16 protein-coding genes are annotated in these 17,995 nt (G+C 39.6%); 14 read left to right on the forward strand and 2 right to left on the reverse strand.

Annotation, left to right across the window (positions count from 1 at the left end; all coding sequences use genetic code 11):
* Positions 1-248: 248 nt before the first annotated feature.
* Positions 249-1,796: an NF038122 family metalloprotease gene (locus tag H6G41_RS29095; RefSeq protein WP_242038097.1), complete on the reverse strand. Its 1,548-nt coding sequence runs from the start codon at positions 1,794-1,796 to the stop codon at positions 249-251.
* A 778-nt stretch (positions 1,797-2,574) separates the two neighbouring features.
* Here H6G41_RS29095 and H6G41_RS29100 point away from each other — a divergent pair.
* The 6 genes from H6G41_RS29100 (at position 2,575) to H6G41_RS29125 (ending at position 11,418) form a co-directional block, all read left to right on the forward strand.
* Positions 2,575-3,285 carry a DUF928 domain-containing protein gene (locus H6G41_RS29100; RefSeq protein WP_190751158.1) on the forward strand — a complete coding sequence of 237 codons (711 nt, stop codon included), beginning with the start codon at positions 2,575-2,577 and terminating at the stop codon, positions 3,283-3,285.
* Between the two features lie 128 nt (positions 3,286-3,413).
* Positions 3,414-6,197: a CHASE2 domain-containing protein gene (locus tag H6G41_RS29105; RefSeq protein WP_190751159.1), complete on the forward strand. Its 2,784-nt coding sequence runs from the start codon at positions 3,414-3,416 to the stop codon at positions 6,195-6,197.
* A complete protein-coding gene (locus tag H6G41_RS29110; RefSeq protein WP_190751161.1) occupies positions 6,187-7,512 on the forward strand; it encodes a response regulator in 1,326 nt (441 codons plus the stop codon). Before H6G41_RS29105 ends, H6G41_RS29110 begins: the two co-directional genes overlap by 11 nt.
* Positions 7,513-7,544: 32 nt before the next feature.
* The gene (locus H6G41_RS29115) at positions 7,545-10,139 is read left to right on the forward strand and encodes a CHAT domain-containing protein (protein WP_190751163.1); all 2,595 of its coding nucleotides are present in this window, start codon (positions 7,545-7,547) and stop codon (positions 10,137-10,139) included.
* 154 nt (positions 10,140-10,293) lie between these two features.
* Complete coding sequence (locus H6G41_RS29120; RefSeq protein ID WP_190751164.1) at positions 10,294-10,875, forward strand: Uma2 family endonuclease; 582 nt, start codon at positions 10,294-10,296, stop codon at positions 10,873-10,875.
* A 165-nt stretch (positions 10,876-11,040) separates the two neighbouring features.
* Complete coding sequence (locus H6G41_RS29125) at positions 11,041-11,418, forward strand: sensory rhodopsin transducer (protein ID WP_190751166.1); 378 nt, start codon at positions 11,041-11,043, stop codon at positions 11,416-11,418.
* 221 nt (positions 11,419-11,639) lie between these two features.
* Here the strand turns inward: H6G41_RS29125 and H6G41_RS29130 are convergent, their stop codons facing one another.
* Positions 11,640-12,521, reverse strand: coding sequence for a universal stress protein (locus H6G41_RS29130; protein ID WP_190751168.1), 882 nt, complete (start codon positions 12,519-12,521; stop codon positions 11,640-11,642).
* Positions 12,522-12,884: 363 nt separating this feature from the next.
* On the opposite strand from H6G41_RS29130, the gene H6G41_RS35435 reads away from it, so the two are divergent.
* The 8 genes from H6G41_RS35435 to H6G41_RS29160 all read left to right on the forward strand — a co-directional run.
* Positions 12,885-13,208 carry a hypothetical protein gene (locus tag H6G41_RS35435; RefSeq protein ID WP_242038098.1) on the forward strand — a complete coding sequence of 108 codons (324 nt, stop codon included), beginning with the start codon at positions 12,885-12,887 and terminating at the stop codon, positions 13,206-13,208.
* Between the two features lie 7 nt (positions 13,209-13,215).
* Entirely contained in the window at positions 13,216-13,482 is a 267-nt protein-coding gene (locus H6G41_RS35440) for a hypothetical protein (RefSeq protein ID WP_242038099.1), read from the forward strand.
* 18 nt (positions 13,483-13,500) lie between these two features.
* Entirely contained in the window at positions 13,501-13,698 is a 198-nt protein-coding gene (locus H6G41_RS35445; protein WP_242038100.1) for a hypothetical protein, read from the forward strand.
* Positions 13,699-14,313: 615 nt separating this feature from the next.
* Positions 14,314-14,664, forward strand: coding sequence for a phage holin family protein (locus H6G41_RS29140; RefSeq protein ID WP_190751171.1), 351 nt, complete (start codon positions 14,314-14,316; stop codon positions 14,662-14,664).
* Positions 14,665-14,731: 67 nt separating this feature from the next.
* The gene (locus H6G41_RS29145; protein WP_190751173.1) at positions 14,732-15,547 is read left to right on the forward strand and encodes a superoxide dismutase; all 816 of its coding nucleotides are present in this window, start codon (positions 14,732-14,734) and stop codon (positions 15,545-15,547) included.
* A gap of 27 nt (positions 15,548-15,574) precedes the next feature.
* Positions 15,575-16,903, forward strand: coding sequence for a ferric reductase-like transmembrane domain-containing protein (locus H6G41_RS29150; protein ID WP_242038101.1), 1,329 nt, complete (start codon positions 15,575-15,577; stop codon positions 16,901-16,903).
* 65 nt (positions 16,904-16,968) lie between these two features.
* Positions 16,969-17,175, forward strand: coding sequence for a hypothetical protein (locus H6G41_RS29155; RefSeq protein WP_190751185.1), 207 nt, complete (start codon positions 16,969-16,971; stop codon positions 17,173-17,175).
* Between the two features lie 323 nt (positions 17,176-17,498).
* Positions 17,499-17,995: sorbosone dehydrogenase family protein (locus H6G41_RS29160; RefSeq protein WP_190751177.1), on the forward strand; the 497-nt coding region annotated here is incomplete at its 3' end.

Consider the following 17,995-nt stretch of genomic DNA (forward strand, 5'->3'; position numbering starts at 1 on the left):
GGTCAGCGCAAAAAATACTAGCAATGGGAAATACTTACTAGAGATATAGATAATCGTCGAGGGTGGGGCCACAAAATTTTGTGACCCTAACCTTGTATTTCAAGTAAATGAAATACGCTGTATTTCCTTAGCTGAAATTGATTGGTAGTATGCATCTGATAGTTTTTTAAGTTGGGAAAATATATAGGTAGGTGCAATTACAGATCAATGATCAGGGTTGTCATTGGTCATTTGTTGAGTAAAAGAAATTACATGGCTAAGTTTGTACTGGGAAGGGAGTAATTTGTAGGTGCTTCTGGTAGCCATTTTTGGTTAAGAAAAATCATTTTTTGGTAATATGCATCCCAATATTTATGGTTAAAAGATGCACGCCATAAGATGCAATTGGGTTGGGACTGATTTTGGGGATTTTGGCAAAATGTTTTAAGAGATGAGTCTAGTGAAGAGGGGGAGATAGTCTTAACTTCACCTGTTTCGGAAAAGCAAGATGTAACACCATTATTCGAGCTACAGGATGTACTACCACTAGAGTTATAGCAATATGTTACACCGTTATTGGAGCTACAGGATTGACTATTACCTTCACCAAAAGTATAGGTAACTTTGGCATCCCCACCTACAGGATTTACTAGTTCTGGGGGAGAGAGCAAAATCCAAGTAGAAGGGTTTTTGATTTTCTCTTGGGCTGTTTTTTTGGCTTGTTCATATAAAGTCGGGAGGTTAGCGGCTAATTCAGATAATCCCATAGCAGGCGATCGCACATCCCAACCCATTAAATCCAATGCGGTAAGATCCTTATCGGTGATGACTTTTCTTTTTCCTGATTGCAGATAGGGATTCATGATCCCATCTGTACCTTGTTTCCAATGAGAACCCTGTACCCCATCTCCACCTAAAGAAATCTCTTCTCCTGTGGCTGTGTTCTGAACTATTGAATTCCCTTTATCAAAGGTGAAAAAAGGACTGCGACCAATTGATATATCTGGTATTCCTCGCCAAGAGTATTTACCACTGTCATATTTTATTGCCTGATTTTTGCTACTTTTCGAGAAACGATATAAATCTAGTGGCGTGAAAATCTGATCTATCACATCATCTGTGATTGGGTGCTGTTGATCTCTTACCGCAGCTTCCAAATGGGGATTATCTATCCCACTCACAAAGCCTAAGATATGACCCATTTCATGTATGACTGTAGTCAAAAAGTCTAAGTTGCTAGGTGGAATTTTGTTGTTTTTGTAGTTATAACTCCATGTCAATTGATTGACATTACTTAAATTTTTTAGGTCTTTAGCTAATACGATATGACCGTCAAAATCAGTAGTATCTTTACCTGCAAGGAACCTTAAGGCTTTGGCATTAGCACGAGTCATGTTAATTTTGTCAACATTTTCTATCACCTTTCCATTGAGCATGACACTCAAATAAGGAAACTTCAGACGATTTTTGTCTGATGTAAAATCATTGGCTGATTTTTTATCTTTAGACAATTGTTTGTGCAGTTCCTCATAGGAATGCCTGTTTTTTAACATTTCTGGTGTTGAAGAACCAAGCACATTTTTTGGTAACCCACTAGTGGTTGATGCAAATAGCTTGATCGTGACATTATCAGCCAGAAATTGACTCCAAATATTGGCAGCCATTTCCATCCCAATCATCTGGTCTAGGGTAGTCTCAGGCCCATAGTAGATTTGAAATTTTGTTGCCGTTGTTGATGTTGTGGTAGTATATCCAGTGGTTTGAGCCTGCACTAGTTGGAAGCTGCTAATAGTTGCACAGATAAATAATAATAGCAAAAAAAACTTCCCTTGAAGAATAGCTTGCTTTCTCTTATTTGTGCAAAAATACATAAGATTTTGCTGATGAGTAATGCTTTTCCTTGCCAGTTTTGCAACTGATAATAACTTGTTTATTCTCAGGATCATGCAATTATTCTGCCTTATTCAACTTCTATTTAATGTAGATCATGTTTTCAGTTTTTTTAGCAGTTTTCACAGACTATCATTGCAATTACTATCTACACAGACCAGTAGAATATATATGACGAGAGCTTTTAACTAGACTATCGGAAATAAAGATGATTAGATTAAGAAGAGTGAAAATCAGCAGGCTATGGCGCGATGATTAGCCAAATGTAACAACTTCTTCTTTACAAAACTTTACATAATGCCTTGTTAATTGTGTCCACAGACTTATAGCAGATTACAGTTAGTCTTGGTAAGGTACAGATGATTATCAGCGTCCAAAAATGTCTAGTACAAAGCGGCATCAATTCCGATAGGGTGATTGAGACTGAAAACATGAGCCTCTATAGATGTTGACCAGATGTTGACCATGCCTAAACTGACACCGTACTGTACTAGTCAGACAATTTTGACCTTGCATTCACCCCAAGGATCAATCCCCAAGCTTTGTAAAATAAAGGAAAATCTGTGAACTATACCCGTATTTTTATCGAGATAAAAACTTCTGTGGAAATAATTAATGCAATTTTAGTGTAAGTTTAGGAAACATTTAGTCAAGAGTTGATATCAGAATTACTGAAGATAGTGTACTCAAGATGAGTGTAGCTTTATGCTTAAATACCGTCTATTGGGAAGCGCCTTGTTAATATCAGTGTCTTGTATCCCTGTGGGGATCGCACCAAGTAACGCTCAAGTCACTTTCAGACCTCCACGCATACTTGCACCAAGAGAGTCTACTGGGGGAGCCTCACGGGATGGAAACAGTTGTCTTTCGGCTCACACAGAAACTCAGCAGGCCTCGGTAACACCTGTAATACCATTAAACAGAATTGGTTTTACCGTCAAAGAGCGACCAACAATACTGGTCTACATTCCTCAGACTAGCGCCAGAAAAGCATTATTTAGTTTGCAAGATGAACAAGCCAACAACCACTACCAAACAACGATCGCTTTACCTGCAAAACCTGGTGTCATGGCAATCAAACTCTCTGAATATGTGCCAGCACTCCAGACAGGTAAAAACTATCAATGGTCTTTGTCGATGATTTGCTCTGCTGAATTAGAGCCTGATAGTCCGTTGGTAAATGGATGGGTTCAGCGAGTGCATCCGCCTGTCAATGTCAAGAATTCAGGACATTTGTCTCCTTCGTTGGAGTTGGTTTCTCACTTAGCTAACAATGGACTGTGGTATGATACTGCCTCTGTTTTGGCGCAATTAAAGCAAGCTCAACCCCATAATCCGACTATCAGCATTTCCTGGCAACAACTGTTAAATTCTGTGGGGTTGAATGCGATCGCCAATGAACCTCTGATAAATTAACCTATTGGGGATGAAGACGCATTTACCTTGCAACTTGCAATTTTGAATGAACAGATGAGGAACAAAGAAAGCTGCTGAAATGTTTGCACGCAAATACTTTCCCCATCATCTATGCCAAGGAAAAGCCAATGCGATTCAATTGGAAAAGCTTATGGAAATCTCTAATCATTCGGAGGGTGAGGCAAGTCCAATGGCGCTATGTAACGATTACAGTTTCTACCGTAACGTTATGTGTGATTACTGGGAAGATGGCTGGATTGTTCCAACTACTAGAGTGGCAAACCCTGGAGCAATTTTTTAATCTGCGTCCCTTAGAATCACCAGAGGAGCGGATTCTCATTGTTGCTATTGATGAAAAAGACATCTCCCAAGTCGGTAAATGGCCGATACCTGATGTTGTCTTAGCCGAATTGCTCACCAAACTCAAAGCACAACAACCAACAGTTATTGGTTTAGATATTTATCGCAATTTGCCTGTAGAACCAGGTCATGACAAATTAGTTACGGTGATGAAATCTACACCGAAGTTAATCGGTGTGATGAAATTAGCAGGAAGACATGTACCTCCACCAGCTACCTTATTGCAACAAGACCAAATCGCTATTGTGGATTGGGTGGAAGATAAAGATGGCAAAGTCCGCCGGGGTTTATTATCGGCTGGGGATCAAAAAGGTGAGATTTTTCTGGGTTTAGCGGCACGCCTCAGCTTGATGTATCTGGAAAAAGAAGGCATTTCCTTAAAAACCCTAGACAAAAGTGGGCATACTTTGCAGTTGGGGAAAGCGGTATTTACAGCTATCCAGGGAAATGAGTTTAATTATCAAGGAGCAGATACCGGGGGATACCAAATTTTCCTCAATTATCGAGGCTTTGGGAATCGGTTTGATGTAGTTAATCTGCGGGATGTGCTGAATGGTTCTGTAGATCCGAAGTTGATTCGCGATCGCATTGTCTTGATCGGTTCTACAGCTAAGAGTATTCATGATGAATTTCACGTTGGCTACAGCAAGAATGCATTGAATAGTGGCACACCAATGCCGGCTGTAATCCTTCACGCTAATTTAACCAGTCAAATTTTAAGCGCCGCTATGAACCGGCGACCACTGATCCAAACCTGGACTTATCATCAAGAGTGGTTATGGATTTTCTGCTGGTCTTTTATTAGCAGCCTTCTAACATGGTGGTTACTAAATATCAACTTCCTCCGTCAGCAACGAATTCAAGGATTGCTAGTTTTAGGTATCATTTTGGCAATCTCGATCATCTTCACTACTGGCTATCTGGCATTTCTTGGAGGGTGGTGGATTCCCTCTGTTTCGCCATTATTAGCTTTGATCGGCAGTGCCATTGTCACCACCAACTTTTATAAAAAATTCCAACTAGCAGCAGCCAACAAGCAACTACAGGAATATTCTCGCACTCTCGAACAAAAAGTTAAACAGCGTACCCAAGAATTAGAAGCAGCCAAAATCGCTGCTGATGTTGCGAACCTAGCCAAAAGTGAATTTATCGCCAATATGAGTCATGAGTTGCGTACACCCCTCAATGGAATTCTTGGCTACGCACAAATTTTGCAACGTTCTCCCAACCTCAGCAAATCTGAACTAGATGGGATTCACATCATTCATCAATGTGGTTCCCATCTCCTTACTCTGATCAACGATATTTTAGATTTATCTAAAATTGAATCTCGCAAACTCGAACTGTACAAGAGTAATTTCCACTTCCCTGCTTTCTTAATAGCCGTAGCAGAAATGTGTCGTATCCGTGCTGTCCAAAAAGGAATCGCTTTTAGTTTTCAAGGCGATTGTGATTTGGCAGAAGGAATTTACGCTGACGAAAAACGGTTACGACAAATCTTAATTAATTTACTGAGTAATGCAATTAAATTTACCGAGGATGGAGAAGTTATTTTCCAGGTTGAGTTGTTAAAAATTGAGGAGAAAAATGCATCAATCATCCACAAAGTGAGATTTCAAGTTGAAGATACTGGCGTGGGAATGTTACCAGGAGAAATAGAAGAGATTTTTTTACCATTTGAACAGGTAGGTGAAAAAAATAAAAGAACAGAAGGCACAGGATTAGGGTTAGCAATTAGCTGTAAACTAGCTGAATTAATGGGAAGTAAAATCCAAGTTGCCAGTACTTTAGGCGTTGGGAGTAAATTTTGGTTAGATCTAGATTTATTAGTGGCTAAGGATTGGGTAAATCAAGCTAGGGTATCTGAAGAACCAAAGATAATTGGCATTAAAGATAAAAAACCCAAGCTGCTCATTGTTGACGATCAATGGGAAAATCGTTCCGTTATTATTCAATTACTTGAATCCTTGGGATTTGTATGCTTTGCAGCTACTAACGGTCAAGACGGTTTAGATCAATTAGAGGTAATTCAGCCAGATTTGATTTTCACTGATATCAAAATGCCGGTGATGGATGGCTGGGAAATGATCGAGAAAATTAGAAATTCATTGAAGCTGCAAAATCTCCCAATTATCACTTCTTCCGCTAGTGTATTTGAGCTTGATCGCGAAAAAAGTTTGCAAGCAGGAGCCAATGATTTTTTACCCAAACCAATACAAATTGATGCCCTGCTCCAGCTAATTAAAAAATATTTACAATTAGAGTGGATTTATGAAGAAACTGGTCATAAAGCTCAAATATTCAGCCATTCTGTATCTGCTGTCAGCCAAAATAAATTAATACCTCCACCAGCAGCAGAATTAAATCAACTGTTAGATTTTGCTATGCGGGGGAATATTCAAGGTATAGAAATATTATTGGCTGAACTGGAGAAATTAGACCCAAAATATCTACCGTTTACTACGAAAATTCAAGAATTAGCTGACAACTTTGAAATTAAGAGTATTCGGGAATTTATCAAATCTTTGCAGGGGGAATTGCATGAATGCTAATAATTGCGATCGGGCTATTATCTTAGTTGTTGATGATAAACCCACCAATCTTAAAGTTCTTTGTGCTGCAATTGCCAATTTGGGATGGGAAATTTTGGTAGCTACTGATGGAGAAAGTGCGATTGAGCAAGCAGTGTATGCTCGTCCAGACCTGATTTTATTAGATGTAATTATGCCAGGAATGGATGGTTTTGAAACTTGCCAAAAACTCAAGAAAAATTCTCTTACTCAGGAGATACCGATAATTTTTATGACTGCTCTTTCAGAAACCATTGATAAAGTCAAAGGTCTTTCTCTAGGAGCAGTAGATTACATTACTAAACCTTTTCAAGCAGAAGAAGTTATCGCCAGAATTAACATCCATTTAAAGCTGTGTTTTTTGACGAAAAAACTTGCAGTTTATAATACGGAACTGGAGCAGCTAGTACAAGAACGTACAGCACAACTTTATCAAGCAGTGCGAGAATTACATGAATATCAACTGCAATTAGTCCAATTTGAAAAAATTTCTGCTCTTGGTCAGTTAGTTGCTGGTGTTGCCCATGAAATTAATAATCCTCTGAGTTTTATCGGCAATAGTTTAAACTTTATGGAAAACTTTGTTTCTGACCTATTGTACCATTTTAAACTCTATCGGAAATTTTATCCTGATCCAGTTGCAGAAATTGTCGAAGATGCTAAAGATATCGAATTGGACAGAATAATTTTAGATATACCAAAAATGATTGCATCGATGAATGTGGGTGTAGAACGCATTACAAAAATTAGTCATAGTCTCCGCATTTTTTCTCGTGCCGATATTTTTCAAAAAGCCTGTTTTAATATTAATGAAGGGATTGAAAGTACTTTAGTACTACTAAAATATCGGCTGCAAACTCACCAGAACCGTCTAGATATTGAAGTTATCAAAAACTATGGTGATTTACCAAGAATTGAATGCTTTCCCGGACAACTTAATCAAGTATTTATGAATATTATTGCTAACGCCATAGATGCTTTTGATGAATCTGCAAAGCAGGTTTTGGCAGAGGGAGGGAAAATAAAAGGTACTATCAATATTGCTACGGCAGTTAAGCAAGATAACTATGTGATGATTTCCATAAAAGACAATGGAGGAGGTATTTTACCAGAAGTAAAAGAACGCATATTTGAACAATTTTTTACTACCAAACCGGTGGGGAAAGGAACTGGTTTAGGATTGTCGATTTCTCGCGAGATTATAGAACAACAACACAAGGGTAAGCTTAGTTGTTTTTCTACATTAGGAGAAGGAACAGAATTTATAATTGAAATTCCGATAAACTCAGAAGGGTGAAAAATTGTCGTGAGAAATTTTATAGTAAAATAATGTATAGAAAGCGTAAGTTGATACCATCTATAAATTTAGTTACCTGTTGGGGGTTGATAATATTTTGGCTGATTAGCAGCAATGTTTCAGCATTAGCAGAAACTGAGTTGTTATGGATGTTAAAAATGGGCAAGGGCAGATTTTTATTAGGTTCCAATTATGTCAATCAAGACGACAAATCCCCCCTAGAAAAAGGTAGAATTCTGTTTGAAGCGTCCCGCTTTGCGGAAGCGGCTAAACTCTGGGAAATGGCGGTAACTAATTTTCAGCAGCAAGGCGATATAATTAATCAAGCTTGGATATTGAGCTATCTATCTTTAGCTTATCAGAATTTAGGGGAGTGGCAAAAAGCTGAGAAAGCTATTAACAACAGCCTGAATCTTTTACAACAAAACAAAGCCAATGCAAGTATATGGGCGATCGCTCTCAATACTCAAGGACATCTGCAACTGGCACAAGGAAAAGCCGAAACAGCCCTGAAAACCTGGCAAAAAGCCGAACAAGCCTATAGTGATGCTGGCGATCGCGTAGGAGAAATAGGTAGCCAAATTAATCAATCTCAAGCTTTGCAATCTTTAGGATTTTATAGCAAAGCACGAAATTTGTTAAGTAAAATCCCTGAAAACTTGGAAAATCAGCCCGATTCTCTACTAAAAGTGCAAGCATTGCACAGTCTGGGAGTGGCTTTACAAGTGATAGGAGATTTGCAAACATCCGAAAAAGTCTTACAGCAAAGTTTAGCAATTAGCGATCGCCTCAACCCTAATGCAGACATCAGTCAAATTCTGTTTAGCTTGGGAAATAATGCCAGAGACTTACAACAAATCCCAGTAGCTTTAAATTACTATCAACAAGCAGCAGCCAAGACAAATAACCTCCGGGTGCAAGTCGAAGCCAATTTAAACCAACTCAGTCTTTATCTAGAAACCTTACAATGGCAACAAGCTCAATCTTTATTAGCGCCAATTAAATCTCAACTGAAGAAACTTCCCCCCTCACGCACCTCTGTGTATGCAGCTGTTAACTTTGCCCGCAGTCTGGTTAAATTAGAGAGAGAGAATGGCAAAGAGTCTGCACAATACCAAGAAGCGGCACAGATTTTAGCCCTTGGGGTAAAACAAGCCGAAAACTTGGGAGATATGCGAGCTAAAGCTTATGCTTTAACTGAATTGGGAGGATTGTACCTGCAAACACAGCAGCTAGCCCCAGCATTGCAACTGACACAACAAGCCCAACAACTTGCTGAAGGGATGCAAGCTGCTGATATCACCTACCAAACTTATTGGCAAATCGGACGCCTCCGCAAAATTCAAGGAGATATTCCAGCCGCGATCGCCGCTTATAAATTATCTCTAGATGCTCTTAGTTTTTTGCGTAGTGACTTAGTAGCAATTAGTCAGGATGTGCAATTTTCTTTCCAAGAGAAAGTGGAACCTATTTATCGAGAGTTGGTAGATTTATTATTACAATCTAACCCCAGTCAAGAGAACTTAAAGCAAGCCCGGAAAACAATTGAAGCCCTGCAATTAGCCGAGTTAGACAATTTTTTTCGGGAAGCCTGTTTAGAAGGCAAACCACAGCAAATTGACCAAATCGATCAGACAGCAGCCGTTATTTATCCGATTATTTTGCGCGATCGCTTATCCGTAATTGTATCTATTCCTGGAAAACCCCTAGCAAGTTACAACACATCTCTATCCCAAGGTGAGATCGAAAACAGCATCAAACAGATGCGCCAATCCCTCAATCGTGCTTACGCCAATGAAGAACGTTTGCGACTATATCAACAACTATATCAATGGCTAATTCGTCCAGTGGAGTCTGAGTTAGCCAAAAGTAAAGTGAAAACCTTAGCATTTGTGTTAGATGGTTCCTTGCGAAATCTGCCAATGGCGGCGATGCATGATGGTAAACAATATCTCATTCAGAAATATAGCCTTGCACTCTCACCCGGAATGCAACTATTGCAAGCGCGATCGCTTAAAGGGGAAAATTTGCAAGTGATGATAGCAGGATTGAGTGAAGCGCGCCAAGGCTTTAACGCTTTACCAGGAGTACAATTGGAACTCAAAGAAATCACTTCAGCAGTTAACAGTCAACTCCTCCTCAATGAAACATTTACCAGTGTGAACCTGCGACAAGCTATCCAATCAAAGCCTTTTTCAGTTTTGCATTTAGCGACTCACGCTCAGTTTAGTAGTAGCTTTAATGAAACTTTTATCCTCACCTGGGATAAAAAAATTCCGATCAAAGACTTAGCCGAATTAATTAAATCTAGAAACGAAGATGAAGCCAGTCCACTAGAACTCTTGGTTCTCAGTGCTTGCCAAACAGCCAAAGGAGACAATCGCGCTATTCTAGGATTGGCAGGAATAGCAGTCCATTCCCGCGCCCGCAGTACCTTAGCTACCCTCTGGGCTGTCAAAGACGAATCTACAGCCAAATTTATGGGTAAATTTTATCAACAACTCAAGCAACCAGGAATCAGTAAAGTCGAAGCTTTGCGCACAACCCAAATGGCATTTTTGCAAGATGCAGATTTTTCCCATCCCTATTATTGGGCACCGTTTGTTTTGGTAGGAAATTGGTTATAGTCCGCTTTAGGGAACTCCAAAAAATAAAATTAACAATGATATCAATACTACTCGGTTAAGCGTTGTCAAAAGCATCGAAGGTAAACTCAGGCAGTTTGTGCTTGTCTCCCTAAGCTCCAAGCTAAAATCAAAACAAACAAAGAAAAATCTTGCTATGGTAGCCATCTCCCAACAACCGCAAAAAATGACCATCGAGGAATATCTCGCATGGGAACCCCAGCAAGACCTTCGCTACGAATACTTCAACGGCGAAGTTTTTGCCATGACAGGTGGTACAATTCCTCATAATGACATTGCACTTAACTTATACACAGCCTTACGCCCACATTTACATGCTAGAGGTTGCCGAGTGAATGTGTCTGACGTGAAAGTTCAAGTTACGCCTAAAAGTCCTTACTATTATCCTGATGTTATCGTCAGCTGCGACCCTCAAGACCTGAATGCCCGCAAATTTATTCAAAACCCAAAAATAATTGCCGAAGTTCTCTCTCCTGGTACCAGCAGCAGAGATAGGGGCGAAAAATTCACTAATTACCTGCAAATCCCTTCTTTGCAAGAATATTTATTGATAGATGCAGAAAAAATTTCCGTCGAACGCTACTGTCGGGGAGAGGGAAGAATGTGGCTTTACCATCCCTACACTGAAGGAGATATGATTACCCTATCCAGCATCGAATTTGAAATTGCGATCGCACTACTGTATGAAGGGGTTGTCTTGGAAGCAGAGGCAGAATAGAGTTTTTGGGATATTGAAAAATTCTTTGGCAGTCACATTTTAATCACATTTGTTTTTAATCCTTGAGTTAGCTAAATTCAGTATTTTGGCAAGCATAGGTATTACTTGGATGTGGCAGCGAAAGATATCACGTAGAAAAGTGCGGTATTTACCAGGAGATTTTCGATGACTCAGTCAATTGGACGTACTTGTTGGGCGATCGCTGAAGGGTACATTCCTCCATATAGCAACGGGCCGGAACCTCAGTTTATTAGTCATGAAACTGTGTGTATTCTTAATGCTGGGGGCAAGGATGCCCATGTAGAAATTACGATCTATTACAGTAACAGAGAACCTGTTGGCCCTTATCAGGTAACTGTTCCTGCTCAACGTACAAAGCATATCCGCTTTAATAATCTGACAGATCCAGAACCGATTCCTCATGATACTGATTTTGCCAGTGTTATTACCTCAGATGTACCGATTGTAGTGCAACATACTCGGTTAGATTCGCGACAAGCAGAAAACGCCTTGCTCAGTACTATGGCATTTCCTGGTAATTAGATAAAAAGGGTAGCCTCATCTGCAGTAGCGATCGCATAAACTGGCAAAATGTACCTTCTACACCAAATAAAAGGTTACACCAATTCAAATAATCTTTGCGACACATCAAAATATTCTAGAGGGCATGGCAGTGCCAGTGCCTCTACAATCTGTCGCATTCTTTTTTCCAATTGGTATTACCCTAAATTGCGTTTATCTTTTTTCTAGCATAGATATCAGGTTTAGCGCCGATGGGGTGGAAAAAAGAGTACGGGATACCAGCTATAGCGCAGTAATTCGGCTGCAAAGCTGGAAACTAGCCATTCTTGGACTGTACCGATTGTTGCTGAAGAAAGCGCGATCGCGCTAATATCAACCATTGTTGCTGCCTCTAAAATCTGGTTGATAGAGTATCCTTGGCGAACTTCTGTCTCCACTTGTAAATTTACCTCTTGCAAATCAGCTTTGATTTTAGATAAGCTTTCTTGCGCCTGCTGGGGTGAAATTTTTTGGGGTAACTCTCGACGGCGAGCTTCTTCTAATACCCAACATAGCGTACAATCTCGGATATATGGCTCAGATTGTTGTTGCGCTAATTGCTTCACCTGTTGCACCAGATAATTCGCTGCTGGAGTCCCATTATAGGGAAGTAGTAAAGAGCGGAAAAGGTGCTGACAACGGAGTTTTAATTCTTCAGCAGTATAAGTAGAAATTAATTGCGGACGCAGTACCAAAAGCGGAATAGTTGTTTTGTGAGATAATTCAGCCATTGTACTACCCACCAATTTTTCTGTGAGTAAGTTGCGACTTTGAGAACCCAGTATAATCAATTGAGATTGATAACTTTGGGCAATCTTGAGAATAATATCAACAGGCTTACCTGATTGAACTTCTATGTTAACTTCGACATCAGTCGAACCGGCATCAAGGGTTTTTGTTAATTGGGTTTGGGCTTGTTTGATTTTCTCTGTATCGACTTGGGGAATAATCCCTTTTTCCCACAAAGGAACAGCATGTAGAAACACAATTTGTTTTATCCCAGCTAGCGCCAGACTAGAAACAAAATTTGTGAGACGCTGTAAACCATCGGCAAAATCTGTGCAAATCAAAACTCTTTGAAACATAAATCACCACTCAAAGAAACTGAGAAATCTGTTAATTTAATCTACAACCTATATCAAGTTTGCTTGACTAACAGCATATTTCATTTTGGTAATCGAGAAGTAATCATTTCCCTAAATTAGCCACAGCTATCATGAATTACATTTTAGTCACATTTGCGCTTTACAATGGCATTATTGTAGATTTTAACCAATAAATTATCTCTTGGGATAGAAGGTAAAAGATATTTGGAATTTTTAAGCTGATAAGCGACAAAAAAATCTTGAAATTGTGATATTTGCGCTCATTTCCATCTCAAATATCCAAGGGACAACTAACGAACAGTTAGCTGCTTGGGAAAACAGAAAAATAATAGTGAGGAAACTATGCGATCGCGTACAATTCTCATCCTCATCTCTTTGTTAATTATTGTTGGCTTTTTAGGTTTTCAATTAGAACTAAATTTGCCAGGAAGACCACCTGCCATTGATAAAACCTATACACCATTGACAAAATCTCCCCCCACAGATATAGGTTCCTACGATGTTTTAGGCTATGTAGTCAGCAAAGAAAAAGCTGAGAGATGGCTGGAAACTGACAAAGGACGCGCCGCACTTTCTCCCGATAGGGGTGCGGTGAAAGTGACTGAAGAATTAATCGATTTGGGTCGTGATGCTTTTTACCAAGAAACCTGTACCCTTACCTGCTGACCCACCTGTGTTATCAGTTCCAACTGACATCACCCCAAAGGCAGATATTGAACTAGCTTATGCTTTGAGCGATCGCAATGGCGGTTATAAAGTACAAAACCTGATTGGATTATATCTCAGCGCACCTTATCTCCATGACGGTGGTGTAGCTGCTAGTGCTGAGTCTATCAAGCAAGATGAAAGCGGACGCTTTATGATTACTAAACCCGATGAGTTGGGAATGGCTGGAACTCTCATGCGGGGAATTGTACCAGACTCAGAAGCGAGTTTGTGATCGCTCCTCGATAGAAACTTGCGCCAGGCTGTAGTCACAGCTAACCAAAACAATTCCGATTTGCAAAGGTCAAACGTAGATGGTAGCGGACATGAATATTGGGTTGATGAACAAGCAGGTTACAGCACTCAAAACCAAACGGACTTGATTAAATTCCTACTGTCAATAGACGACGATCCGGCCGTTTTACCGGAAACATCTCTAGCACAACGTTAAAACAACTCCCCATTATTCAACACAGCTTTTAGGGACTGGGGAAGAGAAATTTTAAATTTTAATTCCCCTGTCTCTATGTTTGCATTACTTTAATTAAGTAGGTGGTGGGAATTAAATATAAGATGGACGTAGGTTGGGTTGAGGAACGTAGACGCGTTCGCGGAGCGTTGCCGCAGGCTAGCGGCTTCCCGAAGGGTAACCCAACACCCGCATGGGTTAGCGATAGCGTAACCCATCCTACAAATAATTATGCCTTCCTACTTATTTGCTCCTTTATAGCTACAAAACAATCGGTAAAACAGTAGACAAAAACTCCCATTGCTGGAGTAATTATTAGTTTATTTCACATGGATGAATTACAAGCAGATTAATCATCGAAGAAGGGAATAGGGAATAGGGAACTTTTAACAGTTTTCCTATTCCCTCAGGTAGTTAAGAGACCCATGCTTCTATAAGTAGCAAGTTTTGGTGGAGTTTTAATCCACATACATTACATTCTGTTCTCTGTTACCCGTATTCCTGTTCCCCCTTTAATTGATTGACAGCAGGATAAAACAGTCACTTTCTCTTCACATTTATCGCTCATACTCAAAATATTGTTCAGGAGTGTATTTTATGGTTGGGCTAATTATTACTTGGGTAGTGACCTCTATCAGTTTTTTGATTATTTCTCGACTACCAATAGGCGTAGAAATAGACAATTTTGGTAAAGCATTAATTACCGCCGCAGTTTTTGGCATCTTGAATGCTCTATTACTTCCAGCTTTAACCTTTTTCACCTTGCCAGTCATTATCATTACCATAGGCTTATTCTTTTTTATTCTCAATTCAATTATCTTTGCCTTATCAGCTGCTATCGTACCTGGTTTTCGTCTCAGATACGGTTTCTGGAGTGCTTTGCTTGGCTCAATTGCTTTGGCAATTATTAACTCTATACTCTTAAGATTGATAGCACCGTTTACCTAAAAAGCGAGTGTTGCATTTGGAATCATTCAATAACCGAGAAGTATCAACTTTTAATGGGGAAAAACCTATGCTGACAAAATTTTTACGCCAACAATTTGTTTTGTTTATCGCCGGAATTTTTTTGGTGTCTGTGCTATTTGCTTGTCAAGAAAACCAAATCACAGAGTCACCAACTGCTACTGTCTCACCTGTAACACAACAAACTCCTCTAACTACTAACTCTCCACCGGTAGCATATCCAGATAGAGAATTAACTACTTCTCCCGCACAGCTACCAAAATTACCTTACGCTTATAACGCACTAGAAAAAGCTATTGATGCAGAAACGATGAAACTGCATCATGACAGACACCATGCTACATACGTTAATAATCTCAATGAAGCCTTACAAAAGTATCCAGAACTGAAAAATAGAAGTGTCGAAGCAATGCTGCGCGACTTAAATAACATCCCAGAAGATATTCGGGATACGGTGCGCAACAATGGTGGTGGTCATCTCAACCATACAATTTTCTGGCAAATTATGAGTCCTAACGGTGGTGGACAACCAACAGGAGAAATAGCCCAACAAATAAATCAAACCTTTGGTAGTTTTGATGCTTTTAGAAAACAATTTAATGAAGCCGGTGGAGACAGATTTGGTAGTGGATGGGTTTGGTTGGTGCGTAATGCCCAAAATCAACTCCAAATAGTAACTACAGCTAATCAAGATAGCCCAATCATGGATGGTTTATACCCAATTATGGGTAACGATGTATGGGAACATGCATATTACCTGAGATATCAAAATCGCCGTCCTGAGTATCTCAATAATTGGTGGAATGTGGTGAATTGGACAGAAATTAACAGACGATCGCAAGCTGGATTGCAACAAAAAGTTTAGAGGTATGGGCTGATGAGAAGTTTATTGATGAAAAATCCTGTAGTGATCGGGGTATCTTGGATAGTAGCATATATTTTAATTATCCTCTTCCCTCTATTCATCTTACTTTTATACCCACCGACACCCAGTGATGAACGTAGTTTTTGGTTAGAATTTTCTGCTGCTTTGGGTTTTATTGGTTTAGCAATGATGGCAATGCAGTTTGCCTTAACTGCCCGGATTAAAAGCATCGAAGCCTCCTATGGTGTTGACTTAATTCTTCAGTTTCACCGCTATACCTCAATAGTTGCATTCTTTTTTATCCTGGCTCACCCCATAGTTTTATTCATTCATAATCCAGAGACACTGCAACTATTGAATTTTATCCAAGCACCGTGGCGAGCAAGAGCAGCAGTAATAGCTACTTTGGCGCTAATTGCAATTGTTGTCACCTCAATTTGGCGGCAAAAATTGAATATTCCCTATGAACCTTGGCGTATAGCTCATGGCATTTTAGCTGTGATTATCGTTGCATTTGGTTTAGGACATGCTTTGGGTGTAGGTAACTACTTAGGGCTGTTTTGGAAAGCGGCGCTCTGGACTGGTATTGCAGTGGCGGCGTTGTGGCTGTTGATTTATGTCAGGTTGGTTAAACCTTATTTTATGCAGAAAAAACCTTACTTGGTGGAAGCAGCTATTCCCCAAAGAGGTAATGTCTGGAATTTGGTTTTGCGTCCTCGAGGACATGATGGAATTAGTTTCCAACCAGGCCAATTTGCTTGGCTGACTTTGGAAATATCGCCGTTTAGAATGCGGGAACATCCATTTTCTTTTGCTTCCAGTGCCGAAAAACGCGATCGCATTGAATTTGGGATTAAGGCTTTAGGAGACTTCACAAACACAATTAAGGATGTCAAACCAGGTACTAAAGCCTTTTTGGATGGCCCCTATGGCGTGTTTACTACAGACCTCTATGAGAATACAGCGGGATTTGTCTTTATTGCTGGAGGGATAGGGATCACACCAATTATCAGTATGCTTTTTACCTTAGCAGAACGTAAAGACGAGCGCCCTCTACTCTTAATTTATGCGAGTACAACTTGGGATGATATAACCTACCGAGAAGAGATCGACGCCTTAAAAGATAAATTAGACCTGACAGTTATCCACGTTCTTCGCAAACCTCCAGAAGATTGGTCAGGCGAAAGTGGATATGTCGATCAACAACTGCTAGAACGCTATATTCCTAAACGTCCTGCAACTCGCAATTACTTTATTTGTGCTGCACCAAAAATGATGAACGAAGTTGAAAAAGCTTTACATAAGTTGGATGTACCTGTGACTAATATTCACATGGAACATTACAACCTTGTTTAACTTAATTCACAAGTTGCTAGTTCATAGCTTTAGCTTACATTCCTAGTTTGTTGATTGGCGAATTTTTGCGAAAAAATTTTCATTCCAACTTATTAGCAAATCCCAAAATCTACATTTCCTTAATTTTGATTATGCGTTACAGTATCATGCTGCAAGTTGTAGCCAGTATAACTTTAATTTTTCTGGGTACTGCTACTTTATTCGCTTGGTTACAATACCGTCAAGTCACCGATGAAGCGAGTATTCAGACAAGTAATGCAATGCCAATTTAAATAGTGTTTGCGGCACATGAATATATTCTAGAGGGCATGGCAATGCCATGCCCCTACCATCTGTCGCATTCTGTTTTTCAATAGTTATAAAAATTACCAGTCAAAAATCATACTCGATTTTTTTAATTCGGTCTGCGGGTAGATGTAATAAGATTTATCTACAGACAAACTATATATCGTGGCGTTCATTGTGGCGAAAAATTCTAGTTGCTAATTATAATTAATATTAAATGCGCAACGAATTATAGACCTAAGTCACTTAAATCAATTGATTAACAATTTCCTCAACCATGCAAAGGGCGATTTTTGAGAGATAACAAATTATGAAATTGACAAATACTCTTACAAGAAAATTACTTTTTGGTATGGTATTATTAGGACTTTCAGCTTGTAACTTAGCTACAACTGAGTCTGCAAATATTGATAATCAAGAAACACAAACAGCCCAACCAGTCAGCCAACAAACGGGGAGTAAAAATCAAACCTGCACTTTAGTAGACAGTGGCTTCGGTTCCCAGGGACAGGTAAAGCTAAAGGCTGAAGAAGTAGTCACAGGTTTAGAAGTTCCTTGGGGAATTGCTTTTTTACCCAATCAAGATATGTTAGTTACGGAAAGACCGGGAAGAGTTCGCCTTGTGCGGGGTGGAAAACTGATTCCTAAACCAGTAGCTACTATCAAAGTCACCGAGACTGGTGAAGATGGGTTACTGGGAATTGCGACTCATCCCAATTTTGCTGAGAACAGATTTTTCTATTTGTACTACACCGCCGATAGAAATGGGTCACAGGTGAATCGTGTTGAACGCTGGCGATTATCTCA

It is taken from the genome of Tolypothrix sp. FACHB-123, from assembly GCF_014697075.1.
Lineage (GTDB): Bacteria > Cyanobacteriota > Cyanobacteriia > Cyanobacteriales > Nostocaceae > Aulosira.